The sequence below is a fragment of the Veillonella fallax genome (assembly GCF_020687175.1).
In the GTDB taxonomy this organism is placed as follows: Bacteria; Bacillota; Negativicutes; order Veillonellales; family Veillonellaceae; genus Veillonella; species Veillonella fallax.
The window spans coordinates 12,576-37,423 of the sequence record NZ_JAJEQD010000001.1 but is presented as its reverse complement, the minus strand read 5'-3'; the positions used below and the strand labels follow the sequence as shown (position 1 = coordinate 37,423).

At 36.0% G+C, this 24,848-nt stretch carries 18 protein-coding genes; 1 reads left to right on the top strand and 17 read right to left on the bottom strand.

Annotation, left to right across the window (positions count from 1 at the left end):
• Nucleotides 1-72 precede the first annotated feature (72 nt).
• Nucleotides 73-342 (top strand): DUF896 domain-containing protein, encoded by a 270-nt coding sequence (locus LKD20_RS00150; RefSeq protein ID WP_105089329.1) that lies wholly within the window; start codon nucleotides 73-75, stop codon nucleotides 340-342.
• Nucleotides 343-454: 112 nt separating this feature from the next.
• Here the strand turns inward: LKD20_RS00150 and LKD20_RS00145 are convergent, their stop codons facing one another.
• The 17 genes from LKD20_RS00145 to LKD20_RS00065 all read right to left on the bottom strand — a co-directional run bounded on the left by LKD20_RS00145 (nucleotide 455) and on the right by LKD20_RS00065 (nucleotide 24,687).
• Nucleotides 455-1,702 (bottom strand): aminotransferase class I/II-fold pyridoxal phosphate-dependent enzyme, encoded by a 1,248-nt coding sequence (locus LKD20_RS00145; RefSeq protein ID WP_227720180.1) that lies wholly within the window; start codon nucleotides 1,700-1,702, stop codon nucleotides 455-457.
• A 260-nt stretch (nucleotides 1,703-1,962) separates the two neighbouring features.
• Complete coding sequence (locus tag LKD20_RS00140) at nucleotides 1,963-2,532, bottom strand: outer membrane beta-barrel protein (RefSeq protein WP_105089331.1); 570 nt, start codon at nucleotides 2,530-2,532, stop codon at nucleotides 1,963-1,965.
• Between the two features lie 81 nt (nucleotides 2,533-2,613).
• Nucleotides 2,614-3,654: a cell division protein FtsZ gene (gene ftsZ, locus LKD20_RS00135; RefSeq protein ID WP_005386247.1), complete on the bottom strand. Its 1,041-nt coding sequence runs from the start codon at nucleotides 3,652-3,654 to the stop codon at nucleotides 2,614-2,616.
• 138 nt (nucleotides 3,655-3,792) lie between these two features.
• Nucleotides 3,793-4,137, bottom strand: coding sequence for a small basic family protein (locus tag LKD20_RS00130; RefSeq protein ID WP_227720174.1), 345 nt, complete (start codon nucleotides 4,135-4,137; stop codon nucleotides 3,793-3,795).
• The gene (locus LKD20_RS00125) at nucleotides 4,134-4,829 is read right to left on the bottom strand and encodes a DUF881 domain-containing protein (protein WP_119206183.1); all 696 of its coding nucleotides are present in this window, start codon (nucleotides 4,827-4,829) and stop codon (nucleotides 4,134-4,136) included. Before LKD20_RS00125 ends, LKD20_RS00130 begins: the two co-directional genes overlap by 4 nt.
• Nucleotides 4,830-4,857: 28 nt before the next feature.
• Nucleotides 4,858-5,712: a cell division protein FtsQ/DivIB gene (locus tag LKD20_RS00120; RefSeq protein ID WP_105089334.1), complete on the bottom strand. Its 855-nt coding sequence runs from the start codon at nucleotides 5,710-5,712 to the stop codon at nucleotides 4,858-4,860.
• Between the two features lie 27 nt (nucleotides 5,713-5,739).
• The gene (locus LKD20_RS00115) at nucleotides 5,740-6,672 is read right to left on the bottom strand and encodes a D-alanine--D-alanine ligase family protein (protein WP_119206182.1); all 933 of its coding nucleotides are present in this window, start codon (nucleotides 6,670-6,672) and stop codon (nucleotides 5,740-5,742) included.
• On the bottom strand, nucleotides 6,669-8,051 hold the full coding sequence (gene murC / locus LKD20_RS00110; protein ID WP_005386239.1) for a UDP-N-acetylmuramate--L-alanine ligase: 1,383 nt from the start codon (nucleotides 8,049-8,051) through the stop codon (nucleotides 6,669-6,671). Before murC ends, LKD20_RS00115 begins: the two co-directional genes overlap by 4 nt.
• A gap of 14 nt (nucleotides 8,052-8,065) precedes the next feature.
• Nucleotides 8,066-9,175, bottom strand: a complete 1,110-nt coding sequence (gene murG, locus LKD20_RS00105; RefSeq protein WP_105089337.1) for an undecaprenyldiphospho-muramoylpentapeptide beta-N-acetylglucosaminyltransferase — start codon at nucleotides 9,173-9,175, stop codon at nucleotides 8,066-8,068.
• Nucleotides 9,175-10,545: a UDP-N-acetylmuramoyl-L-alanine--D-glutamate ligase gene (gene murD, locus LKD20_RS00100; RefSeq protein ID WP_227720171.1), complete on the bottom strand. Its 1,371-nt coding sequence runs from the start codon at nucleotides 10,543-10,545 to the stop codon at nucleotides 9,175-9,177. The genes murG and murD overlap by 1 nt, the downstream gene beginning before the upstream one ends.
• Before the next feature lie 84 nt (nucleotides 10,546-10,629).
• Nucleotides 10,630-11,616, bottom strand: a complete 987-nt coding sequence (mraY, locus tag LKD20_RS00095; protein WP_005386234.1) for a phospho-N-acetylmuramoyl-pentapeptide-transferase — start codon at nucleotides 11,614-11,616, stop codon at nucleotides 10,630-10,632.
• A 58-nt stretch (nucleotides 11,617-11,674) separates the two neighbouring features.
• Nucleotides 11,675-13,033, bottom strand: coding sequence for a UDP-N-acetylmuramoyl-tripeptide--D-alanyl-D-alanine ligase (locus tag LKD20_RS00090; protein ID WP_227720170.1), 1,359 nt, complete (start codon nucleotides 13,031-13,033; stop codon nucleotides 11,675-11,677).
• A gap of 1 nt (nucleotide 13,034) precedes the next feature.
• Nucleotides 13,035-14,519, bottom strand: a complete 1,485-nt coding sequence (locus LKD20_RS00085) for a UDP-N-acetylmuramoyl-L-alanyl-D-glutamate--2,6-diaminopimelate ligase (protein WP_227720168.1) — start codon at nucleotides 14,517-14,519, stop codon at nucleotides 13,035-13,037.
• A 55-nt stretch (nucleotides 14,520-14,574) separates the two neighbouring features.
• Nucleotides 14,575-14,979: a cell division protein FtsL gene (gene ftsL, locus LKD20_RS00080; RefSeq protein ID WP_005386230.1), complete on the bottom strand. Its 405-nt coding sequence runs from the start codon at nucleotides 14,977-14,979 to the stop codon at nucleotides 14,575-14,577.
• Between the two features lie 21 nt (nucleotides 14,980-15,000).
• Nucleotides 15,001-15,933 carry a 16S rRNA (cytosine(1402)-N(4))-methyltransferase RsmH gene (gene rsmH / locus LKD20_RS00075; RefSeq protein WP_227720166.1) on the bottom strand — a complete coding sequence of 311 codons (933 nt, stop codon included), beginning with the start codon at nucleotides 15,931-15,933 and terminating at the stop codon, nucleotides 15,001-15,003.
• A 9-nt stretch (nucleotides 15,934-15,942) separates the two neighbouring features.
• On the bottom strand, nucleotides 15,943-16,374 hold the full coding sequence (gene mraZ / locus LKD20_RS00070) for a division/cell wall cluster transcriptional repressor MraZ (protein WP_039969108.1): 432 nt from the start codon (nucleotides 16,372-16,374) through the stop codon (nucleotides 15,943-15,945).
• 399 nt (nucleotides 16,375-16,773) lie between these two features.
• Nucleotides 16,774-24,687, bottom strand: a complete 7,914-nt coding sequence (locus LKD20_RS00065) for an ESPR-type extended signal peptide-containing protein (protein WP_227720164.1) — start codon at nucleotides 24,685-24,687, stop codon at nucleotides 16,774-16,776.
• Between the last annotated feature and the right edge of the window lie 161 nt (nucleotides 24,688-24,848).

Here is a 24,848-nt window from a genome sequence, read left to right as displayed (position 1 = left end):
TACCATACGTATTCATTTAGTTCTATGTTATAATAAATCATGTTATTCTAATATAGAATACAGGAGGTCAATATGAGTAATATTAACGATACATTAAAGCGCATAAATGAACTAGCAGCAAAGAAAAAATCTGGACAACAACTAACACCAGAGGAATTAGCAGAAAAAAAAGAACTTTATGAAATCTACTTATCATTCATTCGAGGGCAAATTACAGATACTTTAGATCGCGTTGAATTTGTAGATCCAGAAACCGGTGAACGAACAGCTCCTAAACGAGCTTTAGAAAATTTAGCTAAAGAAGCTGACCAAGATATTAAAGAACATAAAGATATTCATTAATATATAAAGCGTACGCATAAATGATAAGTCAATTATGCGTACGCTTTTCTATTACCCACAAAAAGTCCGCTTGATATATCAAGCGGACTTTAGTATTAGTAAAACTTATGTATTATAGCTTGCCAAGACGTTTCATAGCATTGTAAATTTTTTCAGCAAGGCCTGTCATTTGGAATTTAGGAATACCACATGCTGCAACGCGAATACCGTTAGCTAGAGCAATAACATAAATATGCTCTTTCTTCAATTCTTCACAGATAGCATTAGCAGAATCTGTAGGAATCGTAATGAAGAAGCCACCACGGTATGGTAACATAGGAAGACCTACTTGTGCTGCTTCTTGTTTAAAGATATCTGCACGATCGCGGATTAATTGATAGTAGCTATTGCGTTCAGCTTCATATTCTTTAAACTTAGCTGGATCAGCCACAATATTTGCCATTGTACGCATTGCTGGACGACAAATATTAGACCATGTAGCACGGCTAGTAGATTTGTTGATTTCTAAGAATTCATCAGCAATTTCTTCGTCATCAGAAATACCAATCAAAGCCCCTACACGTTGACCATACATAGTGAAGCCTTTAGACAAGCTATAGCAAACACATGTAAGAATCTCTTTTGGCAAATGACTAAATTTACTAAAGAATGAACGAACCTCTTCTTTTTTACCAGAGTAATCAAGGTAAGCCACATCAATGCCGATGATCACATTATTGCGACCAATAGCAACGAGTTCTTTTAAGAAGTTAAGAATGGATTCCCAGTCTTTATCCTCAATTGAGTAGCCTGTTGGGTTATTACCAGGTGTATTAAACAAAATTACCACATTTGTTTGTTTAGCAGCTAATTCATTTACACGATTTTGGAACGCTTCATGGTTAAAGTTATTATGTTCATCAAATAAAGAATACGTAACAAGTGTACGACCTACATCACTGCAAATTACTCGATAGGCACCCCAGTACCAATCAGCAGTCAACACTTCATCACCAGGTTCTGTGTAGTTATGAACTAAGTGATGAATACCGCCAGTACCACCTGCAGTAGCAATACTACGGATATGACCTTCTGGACGAGATTGTCCAAAGCATTCTTTCTCTGCAGCAGCAAGGAACTCGGGTACACCTGCGATTGGTGCATAGCCAATATGTTCAGAGTCAGGAAGGCTTAAATATTCATCTTTAACGGTTTTAAGGAATACTAATTTACCATCTTCATCATGAATCGCACCTAATGTACCGTTAACAACGTTCTCACGACCATTTTCTTTAGCATCAGCTTGGGCTTGGCCAGCAGTTACAAAGATTACATCTTTAAGTTTTTTCCCTTTTGCATGCTTTGCAGCAACACTTGTCATAACTTACACCATCCTATCTAAAATGAATTATTACATATTTATCATACCTAAACTTATTTAATTATACAATGAGTATTTAGAAAATATATTGTATACATAAGAAATAATACTGATTATAAGCTGATTTATTATAAAATTAAGGTATATAGGATATATACAATATCCTATACAAAATAAATTTATAAATAACATCCCTACAGATATCTATTTTTATAAACGTACAAAAAAAGACCACTCATTAGAGTGGTCTTTAGTTATCCTTAGAAGGAGTAGCCTACACCAGCGTGTAAACCTTTTGCAGTTTTATCGTTGTTGTTTACGCTATATTTATCATAGCCATAGTATACGTTCAAGTCTACATCAGGGCGAACTTCATATTGAGCACCTACTTGGTAAGTTTGCTTAATATCATTACCCCAACCAGCTTTAGCAAAGCCGTTAACTTTTTCTGTCAATGGTACATGGCCAATAACACCTGCTTGGAAACCTAATTCAGTATCATTTGTACGAATTGCAGTACCAGCACCATATACGTTTACGTTTGGATGCACTTTATATACCAATGCTAATTGATGATCTTTAATGTCGCCATTTTTTGCATTCAATTTATCATAGGAATATTGTACAGCTGTTTTATCGGAAAGATCGTGTTGCAAAGAAACACCGAAACCATCGTTGCTATTGCCGCCACCTTTAGATACATGTTGTTTAAATGCATAATCAGCTTGTACTTTAGTGGAACCATCGCTAATTTTTGTTACAGGTGCTGCTGCGAATGCGCTACCTGCCACAACTGTAGCTGCTAGAGTTAATAATACTAATTTCTTCATTTGTACCTCCTATACACATATCTCAAGATATGTCTTACTAAGTTACTTATTTACGAATGTTTTAATTATACACTCTATAAATTAGCGTTTCATGAATACAGGGATATCAGGGATACCGCTGTTTGTTGTTGTAGTGGATGCTGGACGAGATGTTGTAGTTGTTTTACCGAATTCTGGTACGCTTTTAGCGTTATTGCCAAAACCAGTTGCTACAACCGTAACTTGAACTTTATCGCCTAAGCTTTCATCGATAACAGAACCGAAGATGATATTTGCATCAGGATCTGCTGCATCAGAAATAATTTGAGCTGCTTCATTCACTTCAAAAATACCCAAATCGGAGCTACCAGAAATGTTAAGCAAGATACCTTTTGCACCATCAATGGAAGTTTCCAACAATGGGCTATTAATTGCCATTTTAGCAGCGTCTGCAGCACGGTTTTCACCTGTACCTTCACCAATCCCCATCAATGCTTCGCCTTGATTAGTCATGATAGTTTTAACGTCTGCAAAGTCAAGGTTGATTAAACCAGGAATTTGAATCAAATCAGAAATACCTTTGATACCTTGACGAAGAACTTCATCAGCTTTACTAAAAGCATCAGATACGGAACATTTTTTGTCTACTACTTGTAATAATTTATCATTAGGAATAACGATGATTGTATCAACTTTTTGAGTCAAGAACTCAATGCCTTTTTCTGCTGCAGCACGACGACGTTTGCCTTCAAATGCGAAAGGTTTAGTTACAACGCCTACTGTTAATGCACCAACTTCTTTAGCACATTCAGCTACGATAGGCGCAGCACCAGTACCAGTACCACCGCCCATACCAGCAGTTACGAATACCATATCAGCACCTTCAAGTGCTTTAGTGATTTCTTCACGACTTTCTTGAGCTGCTTCTTCACCGATTTGTGGGTTAGCACCTGCACCAAGACCTTTAGTAACTTTTTCACCGATTTGAATTGTTACATCCGCCTTGGACAATTCAAGCACTTGGTTTTCTGTATTAACAGCTAAAAATTGAACACCTTTAATTTGGTTATCAACCATACGATTAACGGCGTTATTACCGCCACCACCAACACCGATAACTTTAATATTTGCAAAATCAGACATTGAACTTCCTCCTCTTATCGTTATCTATTGCATCAATATACGTCCCAATGTATCGATTTATATACTGACTATCTTATAACAATTACATTTATTTTACACTAAAATTTAAAAACTTTCCACTATATAGAATGTGATTTATTAGAACCGCTTAGTCATAATTATCTTGCGTATAGCGCCTACATTAATAAACACACGCAACCCAAAACCAATAAGGGCTACATAGTAAAGATTAATGCCTATTAAATCACCAACATATACAAGAATAACAGCTAACACCATATTTGAAAAGAACCCAATTACAAAGTTGCTAAGATTAAAGGTTCTTTCTAGTGCCGCTCGACTACCGCCAAACACTGCATCTAATGCCGCTAGGACAGCTACTGATGTATAGTTCGAGTAACTAATAGGGATATGAAGTGGTGCTATCCATCCTAAGGTAGCCCCTATGATTAGGCCAATGATGGCAAAGATATAGATGTTCATTCTTTACCTCCTAACTCATTAGGCTTCATATGTTCTTCTCTAAAAGTACCTGTGAAAGCAGGAATCGCTACATCCTCTTCTTGCTTTATAGTTACCTTTATACCCCAATGTTTAAGCGAATCTACTACACCACCACGCATAGTTAGCGCCGAATTTAATGTCTTTGGATCTCCAATAGCTTTTACCGTAAAAGGAGCGCCAAAGACCTTACCATTTACAGTAATAGTTGGTCCTGAACATCGTATTTCAGACGTTCCTATAAGGCGTTGATCATTAATAGCTATTGCTTCAGCCCCACCAGCCCGTAATTCATTAACAATCCTAAGAATATCTTCATCATGAATTACATACAAATTGGGATTTTCACCACTTTGAACAGGCTTTAAGCTATCTTCAATCAAAACGCTAACACCTGGACCTTTAACATTTGTTAAAGCCGCTTTCATCATGAGCTGTTCATCAGCTTTACCATCGCCATTAGCGCCAGTTTTTTTTAGTGATTCAATTTGCTTTAATAAAGCATCCCGTTCACTCTGGGCCTCTCGCAATTGTACTGCTAAATCACCAGCCCGTTGTAAGCGAATATTTTCTTCTATATTATCTTGCGTCATCTTATATTGGGTTACAACCATAAACCCCAATATACAGCTGACTATGGCAATTGCCCACCGTTCGTGTCTCACGACAATCATCTACCTTTTATTTTCAACATGACCTTATTTATCTTGTTTTTGTCTCATCCTTCTTAGTAGATGAATTTTCTGTAGTCGGTGCTCCATTTTGATGCTTTTTGCCTTCTGGCATCACATCGGTTTTAATGTACGGTGACGAAACATTTACATCTATATACTGTACATTACCATGAGTCTTTTTAATATCTTGTAACATCGACTGAGTTAGCTCTGCTTTTTTTGCTAAGTCTTTGCCATCTCCCAGTCGAATCTGCACACCTGAAACAGTATATGCCATTATTGCATCAGGATCTCCGATATTAACCTCTGCAATATTCTTGAATGTCTCCTCATCAAGAGAGTTCAAATATTCAAGAGCAGCCAATATCGGCTTATCTACCACCGTATCTCCTAAGAGTATATTTCCAGCTTTTACACCAGAAATCATAGGCACCGATGTATCTTGAATAGCAGGCTCAGATGCAATCACTTGACCTTTACCATCAAGGGTCAAATATCCAAACTGAGCGGGTACAACGGCAACAGCCTTGCGTTCCACCACATTTACCACCATTGTAAGTGGCAACTGATAGCTAATTTGAGCCTCTTCGACACGTAAGTCTTTCGACAATCTAGTTTTTAATTTTTCTGTACTAATTTGCAATATATTAACAGGTTCATGTATATCACCTGCTACCATTACATCTTGTACAGTTACCTTATCCGATCCAGTAACTTTTAAGGATCCAAAAGGAATAGGTAGTGTAAACAACCCCACCAACACGAGAGTAACTGCACCACCGATTTTTAACACTCGTTTTCTAAATACAGCCCGTTCATCACGAACAGGTGTAGAAGACTGCATCTCCCCAGAGTTGGATGGATGGTTTTGCTTATCATCCATAGTTAACTCCTTATCTTCTATTAGCCCTTAAAATTTCCCTATACTAGCTGTTAATAGAATTTTTTCACATAATGTTGGGAAGTCGATTCCCATTTCTTTAGCTGCTTTTGGTACTAAAGACGTTGCTGTCATACCAGGCACAGTGTTATATTCAAGAACATACATCTTATCGGCATGATCTGTCATAACATCAACACGAATAACCCCACTGCCTTGTACTTCGCGATATACAAGTTCCCCAATGCGTTGCATTTCAGCAGTCATTTCTTCACTAATAGGTGCTGGCACTAAATACTCTGTAGCACCTACAGTATACTTACTCTTGTAGTCATATTCACCAGAATGTGGACGAATTTCAATAACAGACAATGCTTTACCATCTAAAACAGATACTGTAAATTCACGACCATCAAGGAATTGTTCTACCACGAGAATAGGGTCATATTTAAGAGCTTCTGTTACAGCCGCTTCTAACTGAGCTTCATCGCGAACGATAGTAACCCCAATACTAGAACCTTGAGTGGCAGATTTCACAACTACTGGAATTGTAAAATCTTTACGGATGTGTTCAATAATAGCCTCTGCAGATTCAAGATTGCCATTGAAGGACTCGGAAGCCGCCGTAGGAATATTGGCACCTTTAAACACATCTTTACTTACTTTTTTATTCATCCCTACTGCATGAGCCATAATACCGGACCCAGTGTATGGAATTTCAGCCATTTCTAATAAGCCTTGTAATGCACCGTCTTCACCATAACGGCCGTGAATGGCATTGAATACTACTTCACCACCGAGGGCTTCAATATCTTTTAAAACAGTACGTGGATTAAGTTCTAATGTTTGGGCATTATAACCTTTGCTTTCAAGTGCTTCCGCAATAGCAGCACCAGTACGGCGAGATACTTCCGCCTCTTTGGAAGGACCACCCATCAATACGATTATTTTTTTATCTTTCATTGTAAGCCTTCCTCCAATATAGTTAATAATTTTGGTCCATATTGATTAATAGAACCTGCGCCCATGGTGATAACCAAGTCATTAGGTCTCACTACTTTAGCTAATACTTCAGGTAAATCGTCAACAGACGGCACATAATTTACATCTTGACCTGTGGCCGCTTTAATAGCATTTGGAATCGTATGTCCATCAATTCCAGGGATTGGATCTTCGCCAGAGCTATAAATATCTGTCATATAGACTTCATCAGCGTTTGTGAAAGCAGTGGCAAATTCATCCTTTAGCAAGCTAGTACGAGTAAAGCGATGTGGTTGGAATACACAGATAACACGATGTTTTTCTAACTCTTTTGCAGCTTTCAACGTAGCTTTAATCTCTGTAGGATGATGAGCATAGTCATCAACAACCCATACACCGGCTACATGACCTTTCGTTTCAAAACGACGTTTTGCACCGATAAATTTACCTAAGCCCTTAGTAATGATACGTGTTTCTACACCACAGCAATCATGAGCCACAATAAAGGCAGCCAAGGAGTTCAATACATTATGTTCACCAGGAACACGCAAGCGAATACGCTCAATATTTACACCCTTATGATATACATCATAAACCAATGTAGAATCTACATAATGAATATTTTTAGCTACATAGTCATTATTATCGCTTAAGCCATATGTAATGAAGTTACGATTTACACGACTCATAATGTAGCGAATATTTTCATTATCACCACATACGATTGCTTTGCCAGATTCTGGTAAGGTTTCAACAAACTCACAGAATGCATTTAGCAAATTATCCATTGTTTTGTAATGATCCATATGATCATCTTCAATATTAGTAATAACAATTGTGTGTGGACGTAGTTTCAAGAAAGACCCATCACTTTCATCTGCTTCTACTACAGAAAAATGGCCTTTGCCAAGGCAACTACTACCTTTTAAATAATCTACTTCACCACCAATAATAACTGTTGGATCAGCATCTGCTTCTACTAAAATTTGACCAATCATTGAAGTAGTAGAAGTTTTACCGTGTGCGCCGGCTACTGCAATGCCATCTGTTACGTCTAACACAGCTTTTACAATATCGGAACGGTGCAAAATTGTAATACCTTGTTCTTTTGCCGCTACAATTTCAGGATTATCTTCACGAATAGCTGTAGAACGAACTACAGCATCAACGCCATTTACATACTCTTTATTATGACCAATATGAACGGTAGCGCCCATATTTCTGAACTTTTCAATAACTGCAGATTCAGTTACATCTGAACCAGATACATCATAACCTTTTTGAATTAAAATATTCGCTATAGCACGCATGCCAGACCCACCTATACCAATAAGGTGAATCTTATGAATACCGTCTAACATAAAACCTCTCCTTGTTACTTTGCAATAGATAATGCTAATTTTGCAATATCATGAGCCGCATTTGGTTTCCCTAATTGCAATGCTCGTTCTCCCATTTGTGACAATAAATCACGATTGGCCATAAACATTTCAATTTCCCCTATCAAATCATGAGCACTTAACATTTGATCAACGATCATATGAGCAGCCCCTTCTTGAACAAAGATACGGGCATTATATGTTTGATGATCTTCCGCTGCATATGGATATGGTACCAACACAGATGGAATACCTCGAACCGCCAGCTCAGCAAGACCGATAGCACCAGATCTAAAGACTGCTAAATCAGCTGCTGCCAAAGCTTTTGGCATATCATGTAGATATGGCAGAATCACTGAAGAATCACCTAAACCATCACCATCGGTAATACCAAGCTGAGATAACACAGATTTGTATTCTCCGTCCCCTGTAATATGGATTAATTTGATTCCTTTTGTTCCTTGAAAATGCTTATGTACATCAATCATAGCATTATTGATAGTTCGCGCCCCCCGAGAGCCACCTGCTATGAGAACTGTAAATGTGTCATCACTTAAATTAAAATAATTACGTCCATCAGCTCTAGTATCGACTAATACATCAGGGCGTACTGGGTTACCAGTATACACTACGCGTTTTGCCTTTGAAAAAGATGCTTCTGCATCCTTGTAGCCCACGGCTACTACATCAACAAAACGGCTTAGAATTTTATTTGTAATACCTGCAATGACATTTTGTTCCTGTATCAATGTTGGAATGTTGCGTAATGCTGCAGCCATGAGAATAGGACCACAGACATAACCACCAGTACCAATAACTACATCCGGCTTAAAGTTAGAAATGATTGTATTGGCTTTCACAAGAGAGAAAGCAGTCTTACCTAACGTCACCAACGTACCAAAAGATAATTTACGTTGCAAACCTTGTACGGGTAATGTAGTAAACTCAATGCCTTCTTTAGGCACTAAGGTTGCCTCTAAGCCCTTTTCAGTTCCTACATATAAAACCTGTGCATCAGGGTTCTGCTTCATAATTTCCTTATATATAGTTATTGCTGGATATATATGTCCACCGGTGCCACCACCTGAAATAATGATACGTTTCATTAATGGTGTCTCCCTTCTTGCAACATATGAACACAATTTTTGAAATCATCGCCACGTTCTTCAAAACAGCTATACCAATCAAAGCTTGAACATGCTGGTGATAATAATACAATATCACCTTGGTCAGCCAATTTATAACCTTGTTCAACAGCATCTTTCATAGATGAAGCTCTGTAAATAGGCTGAACGCCAGTCTCTTTTGCAGCAGCTTCAAATCGATCCGCCGCTTCCCCCATAAAGATAACAGCTTTTGTATGATCTTTAACAAGCTGCATAAAATCTTCTAATGGAGTCATTTTATCATGACCACCAGCTAATAAAATAACTGATTGATCAAAGGATTCTAATGCTTTTACAACAGAGTCAACATTAGTAGCTTTAGAGTCATTATAGAATGTAACGCCATCAATCGTTTTAACCCGTTCTAATCGATGTTCAACACCATAGAACTCGCTAATAATGCGATGGATAGTTTCTACTGGCACACCTAACGCATAGGTTAAAGCGATAACAGTTAAAATATTTTCAATATTATGACTACCTGGAATATGAATATCATCGCTTCCAATAACAGGCGTTGCCTTACCATCCTTTGTTACATAACATTGTCCTTTATCATAGTAGGCACCATTTGGTACCACTTGATGTTGACTAATTTTAAGGATATGGCTAGGCACACGATGTTCCATATCTGCCACAATTGGATCATCAATATTAAGCACCATAAAATCTGTGCTCAATTGATTTTCAAAGATTCGTTCCTTTGCAGCAATATAATTTTCCATCGTCTTGTGACGAGCTAAATGGTCTGGTGTAATATTGAGCATAATAGCACCAATCGGTCTAAAATGCTTAATTGTTTCTAATTGATAGCTAGATAGTTCAGCTACCAAGAAACCATCTACTGGCATGGAATAGGCAACTTCACTGAGGGAATCCCCTATATTGCCACCAACGCGAACTGGTTTTCCAGTTCCTTCCAATACCTTAGTTAATAATGTTGTAGTAGTAGTCTTACCGTTTGTACCAGTAACGGCTACAATTGGAGATTTAGATAACTCATAAGCTACTTCAACTTCACTAACTACATCAATACCACGCGCTTGAGCAGCTTTTACAATGGGAATATCTAGAGAAATACCTGGAGAAATAACAATACGATCCACGCCATCAAGCAAGGATTCGTCTTGTAGACCTGTAATAATCTCCACACCCGCTGATACTAGTCTTTTTTCCTCATCTGCAGGCAGTGCAACAGGCTTATAATCATTTAACACTACATGGGCCCCAACTTGAGCTAACACCCAAGATGCGCCTATACCGCTGGCACCAGCGCCCAGAACAAGTATATGTTTGTCTCCGTATTCCATCTGTATCACCTAAATTATCAACAAAAATAATGTATTCCTATCTTATAAGCATACCATTATTTGCGGCTTCCGTTAAGTATTATCTTACAAAGTTATAGTCGCTAAAATGACACCAATAACAGCTAATACAGCACCACCAAACCAGAAGCGATTAACAACAGTTTGTTCAGCCCAACCAGACAACTCAAAATGATGGTGAATAGGGCTCATTTTAAATACTCGTACACCACGAGTTTTAAAGGAAATAACTTGAATAATAACGGATAACGCTTCCATAACAAAAATACCGCCAATTACAACGAGTAACAACTCTGTTTTTGTAAGAATCGCCATCGCTGCAAAAGCGCCACCTAAGGCTAAAGAACCTGTATCCCCCATAAATACTTTTGCAGGGTTTACATTGTATACCAAGAAACCAAGGCATACAGCGGCTACAATGGCACCATAGTAAGCAACGCTTTCAGCGCCAATAGAATTTGTTGTGGATGCAGCCATAAGGCCGATAACGGAAAAGGCAATGGCAGCTACAGCAGATGTACCACTAGCTAAACCATCAAGACCATCTGTAAGATTTACGGCATTCGTAGCACCTACGATAATTAAAAATGCCAATACATAATAAGCCCAACCTAATTGAAGGTGAATATCTGCTACAGGAATCCACAATGTGGTAGGAATAACCATAATTTCAGTAATACAGTAACAGAATATTGCAGCCAAAATAAATTGACCTAGTAATTTTTGCTTTGCTGTCAAACCAAGATTACGTTTTTTTACAGCTTTTACAAAATCATCAAAGAAGCCCAATAAACAATGTCCTAATGTTAGGAATAATAACATACCAGTACCCACATTCCACGGTGCAAATAAAGCAACCCCAATGACGAGGGCTACCATCATGAAAGCGCCACCCATTGTTGGTGTACCAGCTTTCGCTTGATGACTTTCTGGACCTTCTTCACGAATACTTTGTTGTGCGTGCAAAGAACGCAACATAGGAATAGCAAATTTACCTAGCACTACCGTAATAATAAAGGTTACTACGAAGGCTAATAGAATGTGATATATCATACGAATCCTCTACTCATTAATAAACAGATGACGGCTAGATATAACTAGCCGTAACCTTTTATTCACGATCTTTCAATTCTTCAACAACTCGTTCCATCCGCAAACCACGGGAGCCTTTGACTAGGATAACATCCCCTTTTTCGCGAATATCACTGTATGCATTGGCCATTTCCAAATAGCTATTACAACGGAATGTAGTTAAGCCTGCTTTTTTAGCTTCTTTAGCTATAAAGGCAGCAGCATCACCAAATGTGAAGACAACACTATAACCTTCTTCAGCTAGCAATTGACCAATTTCACGATGCGCTTGTTCAGTATAATCACCAAGTTCAAGCATATCACCAAGCATAGCAATTTTACGTTTACCTTCTAGCTGCCCCAAAGCTTTTATCGCTTCAGCCATAGAAGAAGGATTTGCATTATACGCGTCATTTAAGATAACAATATCTTCAAATGGTACGATTTCTTGGCGCATAGGAGTGCCTGTAAATTCACTTAAGCCCTTGCGAATCGTATTGGACTTAATGCCTAGCACACGACCAGCTACAATTGCTGCCAATGCGTCATATACATTGTGTTCACCAATCATAGGCAAGAAGATATCAAATACTTCGTCATAACATTTGCATGTAAATTTAATACCATCTTTTTTATAACGCAAATGACTGCCAATACATGTGGCATTACGTTCGATACCATAGGTAATCGTTTTACCTTTGGCAAGACTATCCATAGCTTTAACATATGGATCATCTTCATTGAGAATAGCCACACTATATTCAGGCAAGCAACGAATTAACTCACCTTTAGCTTGTGCGATGGCTTCACGAGAGCCTAATAGCTCAATATGGCTAGTACCAACATTGGTAATAATACCCATAGTTGGTTCTGCAATCAGCGCAAGCTCCTCGATTTGACCAAGGCCACGCATGCCCATTTCAACAACACAAGCTTGATGTTCTGCAGTTAAACGCAACAATGTTTTTGGCAAACCAATTTCATTGTTAAAGTTTTTCTCAGTTTTCAAAACATTAAATTCGGTACCGAGTACAGCAGCTACCATTTCCTTTGTTGTAGTTTTACCAGAAGAACCAGTAATAGCAACTACAGGGATATCAAATCGACGACGGTGGTAACGTGCTAAATTTTGATACGCTACCAATGTATTATCTACTTCAATGCATACGATGCCGTCCACTGCACGGCCTTTTTCTACAATTGCACCAGTAGCGCCCTTTTCGATAGCTGTATTAATAAAATCATGACCATCAAAGGTATCGCCTTTTAAGGATACAAATAAAAAGCCTGATTCAATCGTTCTTGTATCAGTAGATACATCTAAAAACTTAATATTGTCGGTATGTGCACTCGTCCCTTGTGTGGCTTCTACCACTTGAGACAATGTAAATTCTGCCATATTAGATCTCCTTGAGGGCTGCTCGCGCCTCTTCACGATCATCGAAATGAATCGTTTTATCCTTTAAGATTTGGTAATCCTCATGCCCCTTACCTGCAATTAGTACAATATCCCCAGGTTTTGCATTTTGTATTGCATGTTGAATCGCTTCCCGACGATCAACGATAACTTCATAGTGAGAGCCTTCACGAAGGCCTTCTTTAACGCCTACCTCTACATCTTTCACAATTTTCACAGGATCTTCTGTGCGAGGATTGTCAGATGTAACATATACTACATCGCCATATTGTGCAGCAATACGGCCCATTATAGGACGTTTTGTAGCATCCCGGTCACCACCACAACCAAAGACTACAATAATGCGATTTTCTTGAATAGCCTTTGCAGTTTGCAAAATATTTTCTAACCCATCTGGTGTATGTGCATAGTCTACAACAACTGCAAATGGTTGACCTTCTTCAATAAGCTCAAAACGGCCAGGCACAGCGCTAAATGTTTTCAACGCCTTATCGATATCTTCCATGGAGATACCTTCTAATAAACAAGCGCCAATAGCAGCCAATGTATTATATACATTAAACAAACCAGTTGTATTCATAGCCACTGTATAGTCATTGCCATCATAGGATACAGTATAACGGCTAGATTTAGGCGTCATTTCAACATCATGAGCATTTAACGACCCTTTACCATCAATACTGTACGTAATGATAGGCGCCGTTGTTTTTTCAATTACACGATGACCATACTCGTCATCGATATTGATGATAGCCCCTTTACCAGATTTAGTTTGGTTCGGCGCGCTAACTTGTTCAAATAATTTACACTTAGCTGCCAAATAATTTTCAAAGGTCTTGTGAAAGTCCAAATGATCTTGTGTCAAGTTCGTGAATACTGCTGTATCATATTCAACACCAGAAACCCGACCTAATGCTAACGCATGGGAAGATACTTCCATGACACAATGGGTAACACCTTCTTCTACCATTTGATGAAGAATATGTTGTAAATCTACTACATCAGGCGTTGTATTATGAATTGGATAGGATGTATCACCAATCATAATATGAACGGTACCAATAACGCCTACTTTATGGCCTTGACCTTTCAAAATATGACGAATCATATGAGTTGTAGTCGTTTTACCATTAGTACCAGTAACACCGATCATACGCATGGAATTGGCTGGATAATCAAAGAAATATGGCACACAAGCCATCATAGCTTTTCGAGTATCCTCTACAGTGATAACACAAACATCACCACATACCTCTACCGGTTTAGATACAAGTACTGCTACAGCACCAGCTTCAACAGCTTTATTTACATAATTATGACCATCTACAGTGGCACCATCTAATGCAATAAATAAGCTACCTGCTTTTACTGCACGAGAATCAGCCGTAATATCTAATACCTCAACAGCTGTATTGCCTTCTACATGCGGTATTTGCAAAGTTTTTACTATATCTTGTAATTGTTTCATATACAATCTCCTTTACACGCAAAGGAAAGCAGCCCAATACGAGCTGCTTTGCCTGCTAGTCTATAATTTGCTGTTTCTCTTGTACAGTACGTTCAGTAACAGCGCTTTTTGTACTATAAACAAAAGAATCAGGCAAAACCATCCCTAGTTGTTGTTCTGCGATTTGTTGAATACGAACAGGAGACTTCAAAGAAGCCACTTCAACATCCAACGCATCATTATCCTTTGTTAATTGTACTACAGCTTGCTGTGTTTTAACTACTTCATAGCCTAATTTTGTGCTGTACGCATTCATAACCATCATGATAAGCAAAAATGCAACCAATGCAGCAATACCATATACAACCTGCCACATCATAGGGCTCAAATCTAGAGCCACATTTGCACTACGTTTTCTCCCTTGTGAAGCGACCAACACATCGCTTTTAACTTGGCCCACAACAGCCTTTCTCGCTAACATAAACACTAACCCCTTCCAATTCTACAACTTGACGGCTACGCGTAACTTTGCGCTTCTAGCCCTCGGATTAACCTCAATCTCCCCTGCACTCGGCTCTATAGCCTTATTCTTCGCCTTCACAACTGCCTTGTGGTTACAAACGCACATTGGCAATTCTGGAGGACATATACATGCTGTACTCAACTCTTTGAAAGTTTGTTTTGTAATTCGATCTTCCAAGGAGTGGAATGTGATAACCCCAATTTTCCCCTTTGGTTTCAACATGGATACAGCATCTACAAAACTATCATGCAAGATAGCTAATTCTCTATTTACTTCAATGCGAATGGCTTGGAACGTCCGTTTTGCCGGATGCGGTCCATCTTGACGCGCCTTCGCAGGTATTGCTTGCTTAATAATTCTAACTAACTCACCAGTGGTGGTAATTCGTTTTTCTTGACGTGCATTAATGATGAATTCAACAATGCGCTTAGCCCATCGCTCTTCACCATAGTCGCGGATAATTTGCAATAATGCTTCAGCATCATATTCATTAACAACCTCTTCTGCCGTTAATGGTGCGTCCTTATCCATACGCATATCGAGTGGGCCATCATTCATATATGAAAAGCCACGCTCTGGTGTATCCAGTTGATAGCTAGATACGCCAAGATCAAAGATAAATCCATCTACTTCATAGATGCCCTCATTATGGAGGGCTTCTTTTAAGTTAGAAAAGTTCGTCGGTATTGTTAATACCTGACATGTTAAATCAGATAAACGCTGTCGAGCTACGCTCAACGCATCTTCATCTTGATCCAACCCTATAATCATGCCTTCTGGGTCTAGCATCTCGCCCACAGCATGGGCATGTCCTGCACCGCCCAGAGTACAGTCCACATAGATGCCTTTTGGATTAGTTACGACGGAGTCCACCGTTTCGCGTAAAAGTACGCTGGTATGATTAAATTCCATCATAGCCTCCTATAACATAATCCCTTCTAGACCTTCGACAAGTTCTTCCATACTTTCAGCCACTTGATCATCATAGTAATCATATTTTTCGCGGCTCCAAATTTCAACGTGATCCCCAGCACCGACAATAACGGCCTGTTTATCAAGGCTCGCATATTCACGTAGTGGTACAGGAATGAGGACACGACCTTGTTTATCATATTCAAGCTCAGCGGCACTACCAAAAACAAAACGTTTTAAGGCACGTACGCTAGCTTTAGTGGAGGATTGTGATTGTAAAGCTGCAGAAATTTTCTTCCACGCTTCTTCGGTGTAAATAGCTAAGCAGTTATCTAGGCCCTTAGTAACAATGCATACTTCGCCTAGTTGTTCACGTATTTTCGCGGGTATAATCATCCGCCCTTTTGTATCAATGGTGTGATTATATTCTCCCATGAACATACGTATCACCGCCCTTTACCATTCCTTATCCACCACTATATGGTAAATTCTACCACAATTCCCCACCAATCACAATAAAAAATCCATTTTTATCCCACTTTTTTATATTTTTCTTTCATAATCTCTATTTTTCTCTTCTTTTCTTAGATACATATGTTCGAAATTAAATAATAATCGAATCATAAAAACCACTACCCACCACCAGGTGCCAAATTTTAGTTTTATCTATATCCAATCCCCACCACAATATCCCCATAAGTTCTGTAACACTTAAATCAAACGATATATTGGAATACAATCACCACAAATCCACACAAAAAGAAAACCGCGTAGCATTTCTGCTACGCGGTTTCTATACCTACGATAGATTATAGTGTAACCCATCGGTTGGGAGGCATATTATTTAGTTGTTTTTACAGCTGCTTTTGGAGCTTGTTGTGGTTGTTGTGCAATCACTTTATCAAGAAGTTCACGAATTTCTTTGTTTTGTGCTTGCAAATCAGCCACTTGATCCTCAAGAACTTTTACAGTTGCAGGGGATGCTTTAGGAGCTGTAGGAGCATTACCAATACCGATTGTTACACCAGCATTTGCCATTACGCTATGGTCACCACCATAAGCGGCACCAGCATGGATTAATAAATCAGGATTTGCATAATGTGCTACACCCAATGCAGTAGATGTTTTACCTTTGTAAGTACCAACAGCCGCCATAATTTGAGCTTTTTGACCTTCGTGGTATTCGATAGGTTTCAATGCTGCTAATGCTGCTGCATTAGCACCTACAACTTTAACATCGCGTTCTACGCTGCTAATGCGGCGAGAGTTTTCTGCGATTTGTGCATCATGTTGAACAAGTGTTGCATGATCTTGTAATGCAATGTTAGAAGCTTTCAAGCTGTAATTTGCAGCTTCTGCTAATGTACTGATATCTTGAGTATTTTTATTTACTTGCAAGCCCAATACATTAACTTTTTCATTGTTTTCTAATGCAATAGCACCAATGTTCTTAGTTAATGTAACATTTTCATCAACTTTAGTGTTTACATCAGCAATGTCTTGAGTATTTTTATTTACTTGTAAACCTAATACACTAACCTTTTCATGATTTTCTAATGCTAGAGTACCAACAGCTTTAGTTAATTGTGCATTTTCATTAACTTGTTTAGCTACTTCAGTTACACGATTATCTACTTTAGTAATATTTGTAACATTAGTATCTACTTTAGCATTTAGAGTGTTGATGTTTGTTGTATTTGTATTAACTTGGTTAGTTACTTTGCTAATATTACTTGTGTTTGTATTAACTTGGTTAGTTACATTTGTAATATTAGTTGTATTTTGGTTAACAACATTATTGATATTAGCAATATTAGTTGTATTAGTATTAACTTGTTTAGATACGTCGTTAATAACTTTGCTATGTTCATCAACTTTGTTAATTACTTTTTGTACAGTTACATTAGTATTTTGAATTGCTTCAGCATTTTGTTTGATCGCTGCTTTGTTAATATTGATGTTTTCAGTATTATGTTTGATTGCTTCAGTATTAACAGAAACTTGGCTTTGAACATTTTTAATGCGTTCTTCGTTAGCATTTGCTTTTTGAGTATTAGCATTAACTTGTTCTTTCACTTTGTTTACATCAGCGCTTACATTTTGCAAGTTCTTAATTGCTTCAGTATTTTTGCCAACTTGATCTTTCAAGCCAGATACATCAGTTTTGATATTGTTGATTACAGTATTTTGGTTATTAACTTTTACGTCAATATCATTTACCTTGCTATCGATATTAGTTACTTTGCTATCGATATTAGTTACTTTATTGTTAATATTAGTAACTTTGTTATCAATGTTTGTAACTTTAGCATCAATATTCTTCACATCGTTTTTAACGTTAGTAATATTGTTGTTTACAATATTGATTTTTTGATCAACTTTAGCATTGATGTTTGTGATATCAGCTTTTACTACTGTTACATCAGCTTTAATATTGTTTACATTCTTTTCAACGTTAACAACATTAGCTTTAATGTTATTAATATTGGAAGTATTGTTTTGAATGTTTACAGTATTAGCTTGGATGTTGCTATTTTGAGCGTTAATGTTTTGAGTAATATTTTCTACTTTTTGAGCTACATTAACGATTGTAGTATTGCCTTTACCAACTTGACCTTTCAAGGATTCAATAGCTTGAGAGTTAGCATCAACTTTACCAGTTAAGTTGTTAATAGCAGTTGTATTAGATTCAATTCGGCCAGTATTAGCATTTACCTTAGCAGTTACATCAGTAATGTTAGCTGTGTTACCAGCAACTTGTTTACTAATGTTTGCAATAGCTGTTGCATTGTTAGCAATGTTAGTTGTGTTATTTGTAACTTGTTTGCTTACATTAGCAATAGCTGCAGTGTTATTAGCAATGTTAGTAGTGTTGTTAGTTATATCTGTGCGGATAGCTTTGATATCTGCAGTATTAACATCTACTTTATTGCTGATATTTGTCACATTAGCTTTAATGTCAGTAATAGCTTTGCTATTATCAACAATTGCTTTTGCGTTAGCATCAACCTTAACATTTACTTCATTAACTTTGCTGTTAATTGTGTTGTTAATTACTGTATTGTTTTCAGCAATCTTAGCATTGATTGTGTTTTCAACATTAGTAACTGTTGTACCAACTTGGCCCTTTAATGCTTTAATAGCATCTTCATTAGCGCTAATACGTGTAGAGTTATCTACAATGTTACCTTGTAAGTAATCTAAGCGTTGATCATGACGATCTACACGTGCAGTAAGACCAGCTACATCACCTTTAACGCCATCAATCTTAACATTAACATCACCAATCTTAGTATTGATTGTGTTGTTGATTTGCTTATTGTTTTCATTGATTTTCACATCAATGTTTTTATCAACTTTGTTAATGATTGTTGTGTTATTTTCATTGATTGCATTAGCAATGTTTTGGTTAATTACAGTGTTATTAGCAGTAATCTTAGCATCAATATTTTGATCTACTTTATTAAGGATTGTAGTATTATTAGCTTCAATCTTATTATTGATAGTAGATTCGATATTAGTGATAGTAGTACCAACTTTACCGTTCAATTCAGCAATAGCTTTTGCATTCTTATCGATAGCAGCTTTATTATTGCCAATTAATGTACGGTTTTCGATAGCGATTGTACCAGCTACATTGATGTCTTTTTCGTTTTGGTCAACACGTTTTGTAAGACCATTTAAGTCACCTTTAACACCGTCAACTTTTACATTTACATTGTTGATTGCTGTTGTATTGTTCGCAATATTTGTAGTGTTTACTCTAACACTATCTTCTACTGCAGTAATACGTGTGGAGTTATCTACAATATTATCTTGTAAGTAGTCTAAACGTTGATCATGACGATCTACGCGACCTTTCAAGCCATCAATATCACCTTTAATACCAGCAACTTTAACATTTACATTGTTAATTATATTGTTAATTTCCTTGTTGTTTTCAGTAATTGCATTTGTGATATTTTGATTAATTACAGTATTGTTAGCTTCAATCTTAGCATCGATATTTTTATTAATAACTACATTGTTTTCAGTAATTTTGTTATTAATAGTAGTTTCGATATTTTTAACTGTATTACCAACTTGACCTTTTAATTCATCGATAGCTTTTTTATTGTCGCCAATGAATTTACGGTTTTCAATTGCAATTGTACCAGCTACGTTGATGTCTTTTTCGTTTTGTTCTACACGTTTAGTAAGACCATTCAAGTCACCTTTAACGCCATCAACTTTTACATTTACATTGTTAATAGCTGTAGTGTTATTAGCAATATTTGTAGTGTTGTTTGCGATGTTTGTAGCATTTTCAGTGATACGTTTGCTATTATCAGCAATTGCCACTACATTAGCTTGAATGTTTGTAGCATTGTTAGCAATGTTAGTAGTATTATTTTCTACTTTACCATTGATATTAGTAATTTGGTTTTTAATATCATTGATCACTGTAGAAGATTTACCTACTTGACCTTTCAATTCATCAATAGCTTTTGCATTAACATTAATATTTGTAGTGTTATTTGCAATAGCTACTTTGTTATCACCAATGAATTTGCGGTTTTCAAGAGCAATTGTGCCAGCTACATTGATGTCTTTTTCGTTTTGTTCTACACGTTTAGTAAGACCATTCAAGTCACCTTTAACGCCATCAACTTTTACATTTACATTGTTGATTGCTGTTGTATTGTTAGCAATGTTAGTAGTGTTAGCATCTACTTTTACATTAGTTGCATCAATACGTTTGCTGTTGTCTACAATAGCTTTAGCATTAGCATCAACTTTAACGTTTACGTTATTAATTGCTGTAGTATTTTTAGCAATATTAGTTGTGTTATTAGCAATATTTGTAGTGTTGTTTTCTACTTTACCATTGATATTAGTAATTTGTTTCTTAATATCGTTGATAACTGTAGAGGATTGACCTACTTGACCTTTTAACTCATCGATAGCTTTAGCATTGATGTTGATATTTTTAGTGTTGTTTGCAATAGCAACTTTATTATCGCCAATGAATTGACGGTTTTCCATTGCAATTGTACCTACTACATTAATATCTTTTGCATTAGCTTTCACACCATCTTCAACTACAGAGATACGTGTGGAGTTATCAGCAATATTATCTTGTAAGTAGTCTAAACGTTGGTCATGACGATCTACACGACCTTTAAGGCCATCTAAATCACCTTTAAGACCATTCAAGTCACCTTTAACGCCATCAATCTTAACATTTACATCACCAATCTTAGTATTGATTGTGTTGTTAATTTGTTTGTTATTTTCATTGATTTTTACATCGATGTTTTTATCAACTTTGTTAAGAATTGTAGTGTTATTAGCATTGATTTTAGCATCAATGTTTTGATCTACTTTATTAATGATTGTTGTATTATTGCTGTTGATTTTATTATCAATATTTTGGTTGATAACAGTGTTGTTAGCTTCAATCTTATTATCGATATTTTTATTAATAGTTACATTATTTTCTGTAATCTTATTATTAATTGTGGTTTCGATATTTTTAATTGTAGTACCAACTTGACCTTTTAATGCTTTGATAGCATCTTCATTAGCACTAATACGTGTAGAGTTATCTACAATGTTGCCTTGTAAGTAATCTAAACGTTGATCATGACGATCTACACGTGCAGTAAGACCAGCTACATCACCTTTAACGCCATCAATCTTAACATTTACATCGCCAACTTTTTTGTTGATTGTATTGTTGATTTGAGTGTTATTTTCATTGATCTTTACATCAATATTTTTATCAACTTTGTTAATGATTGTAGTGTTATTAGCATTGATTTTAGCGTCAATGTTTTGATCTACTTTATTAATGATTGTTGTGTTATTGCTATTGATTTTATTATCAATATTTTGGTTGATAACAGTGTTGTTAGCTTCAATCTTATTATCGATAGTTTTATTAATTACTGTATTGTTTTCGTTGATTTTATTAGTAATTGTATTTTCGATATTTGTGATTTGATTGCCAACATGACCTTTTAATTCATCAATAGCTTTTTTATTAGCACCGATAAGTGTACGGTTTTCAATAGCAATTGTGCCAGCTACGTTGATGTCTTTTTCGTTTTGAGCAACGCGTTTAGTAAGACCATCTAAATCGCCTTTAACACCATCAATTTTTTGATCAACTTTAATGTTATTAGCATTAATCTTAACATCGATGTTATTGTCTACTTTATTAAGAATTGTAGTGTTATTAGCTTCAATCTTAGCATCGATATTTTTGTTGATTACTGTGTTGTTTTCATTGATCTTATTAGTAATTGTATTTTCGATGTTAGTGATTTGTGTACCAACATGGCCTTTTAACTCGTTGATTGCTTTTTCATTATTGGAAATACGAGCAGAATTAGCATCAATACGTTTACTATTATCTGTAATAGCTTTAGCATTAACTTCAGTCTTAGCATTTACATTGTTAATGTTATTGTTAATAACTGTGTTATTTTTTTCAATCTTAGCATCAATATTACCATCTACTTTGTTGATGATTGTAGTATTATTAGCTTCAATCTTCTTATTGATTGTAGTTTCAATATTGGTAATTTGTGTGCCAACATGACCTTTTAACTCATCGATAGCTTTTTGGTTTGCACCGATAAGTGTGCGATTTTCCATTGCAATTGTGCCAACTACATTAATGTCTTTTGTATTAGCTTTTACACCATCTTCAACAATAGAGATTCGTGTGGAGTTATCAGCAATGTTATCTTGTAAATAGTCCAAACGTTGGTCATGGCGATCAACACGACCTTTAAGGCCATCCAAGTCACCTTTAACACCATCAACTTTTACATCAACCTTGTTAATTGCAACTGTGTTTGCTTCAACTTTATTGTTGATATTAGTGATGTTGTTTTTAATATCTTTAATATCTACTTGAACATTACCAATATTTTGACCAACTTTACCTTTCAAATCAGCAATATCTTTAGTATTGATATTAACTTGATTTTGAGTGTTAGCTACATCAGTTTTAATAGTTTTATTGTCTTGTTCAAGCGCCTGGATGCGACCTTCATGATTAACTAAAACTTTACCTTGATTATCAACTTTAGTGTTTAATTCAGTAATTGCAGTCGCATTTTTGTTAATATTTGTAGTGTTATTAGTAATGTTAGTAGTATTAGCATCAACTTTTGCACTTACATTATTTACAGTATTATTAATATTTGTAATATCAGTTTTAACGGCATTGATCTTAGTATCAACATCATTATTTACTTTATTAATAATAGTTGTGTTGTTAGCTTCAATTTTAGAATTAATTGTTTTGTTAACTTCACTGATAATGTTAGTTTTGCTATCGTTGATTTTAACATCTACATTGTGATTAACTTCGTTGATAATCTTAGTGTTATTTTCATTAATCTTATTATCAATTGTAGTGTTAATATTATTGATTGTTGTGCCAACTTTACCTTTCAATTCATCAATGGCTTTTTTGTTCTCATTGATAGCTTTTTTGTTATCACCGATAAGTTTACGGTTTTCCATCGCAATAGTATTGTTGAAAGTAATGTTAGCTGTGTTTTCTTCAACTTTAGCAGTTAAATCAGCAATAGATTTACTATTATTGTTAACATTAACAGTTAGATTATCAATTGCTTTTTTATTGTTGTTAACTTTAATATCAACGTTGTTGATATTTTGATTGAGTTCATTTTTAACATTAGAAATGTTAGTGTTCAACTCATTTTTCGTATTATTAATATTTGTTTTAATATCATTAATCTTAACATCTACATTTTTATTAACATTATTAATAATAGTAGTGTTATTATTTTCAATCTTCTCATCAACTTTGTTCAAAATTGTAGTGTTATTATTTTGAACTGCAGTATTAATATTTTGATTTACTTGATTAATAATATTGGTATTATTAGCTTCAATATGTTTTTTAACACTAGCATCAATGTTAGTATTTACATTATTAACAACATTATTTGTGATATTAGTAATTTTATTAGTAATTTTATTATCAATTTTTACATCAATATCGTTGTTAATTTTAGTAAATTTAGCATCAATATTATTGTTAATATTTGTGATGTCTTGTTGAATGTTAGTGATTTGAGTGCCGACTTTACCTTTTAATCCTTCAATATCTTTGCTATTTTTATCAACTTTAGCGTTGATATTAGTAATATTAGCATTAATATTTTTAATGTCAGTTTTTACACTCTCAACCTTATTATTTACAACGTTAATGTTATGTGTATTTTTCTTAACATTTTCAACATCAGTAGTTACAACTGTATAGTAGTTATTAATTACGGTATTACCAGTGGAACCGCCTTTTTTAGGGATTTGTTGTTGCTGCTGTTGTTGTGGCACTTGTTGTTGCCATTGTTGTTGCTGTTGTTGTGGCACTTGAGGACGTTGACGTCGTTGTTGCTGTTGTTGCTGTTGCTGTGGCTCTTGTTGTTGCCATTGTTGCTGCTGTTGTTGTTGCTGTTGGTCTAATTGTTGTGGATCAACTTGATGTTGATCTTGCATATGACCCCAAGCATTTTGATCAGGTGTTAACCATCTTTGGCTACCAATAAGATCAGCTCTAGCCCAATCCTCAGGGCTGGATGCATTAGCAACACCTCCAGAAAAGCTAGCCGCCAAAATAACTGCAGCTACAATTGTAGTTGCAGATTTTTGATGTGACTTAGCCAACTCAGACGTTACGACATAAGCGTGCTTAGTTGCACTCCAAACAACTTTGAATACCTTATTCATATTAAGTTCCCTCCCAACATTTGTGGCTCTCACCCCACAATGAAGAAATAAATCAAATATTGCACTCTTTTTCACTAAATATTCACAATATTTAACATAATACTACCATATATTATTTTAAACTTCCATAAAAAAATTAATAAGTTAAACTAATGTTTCAT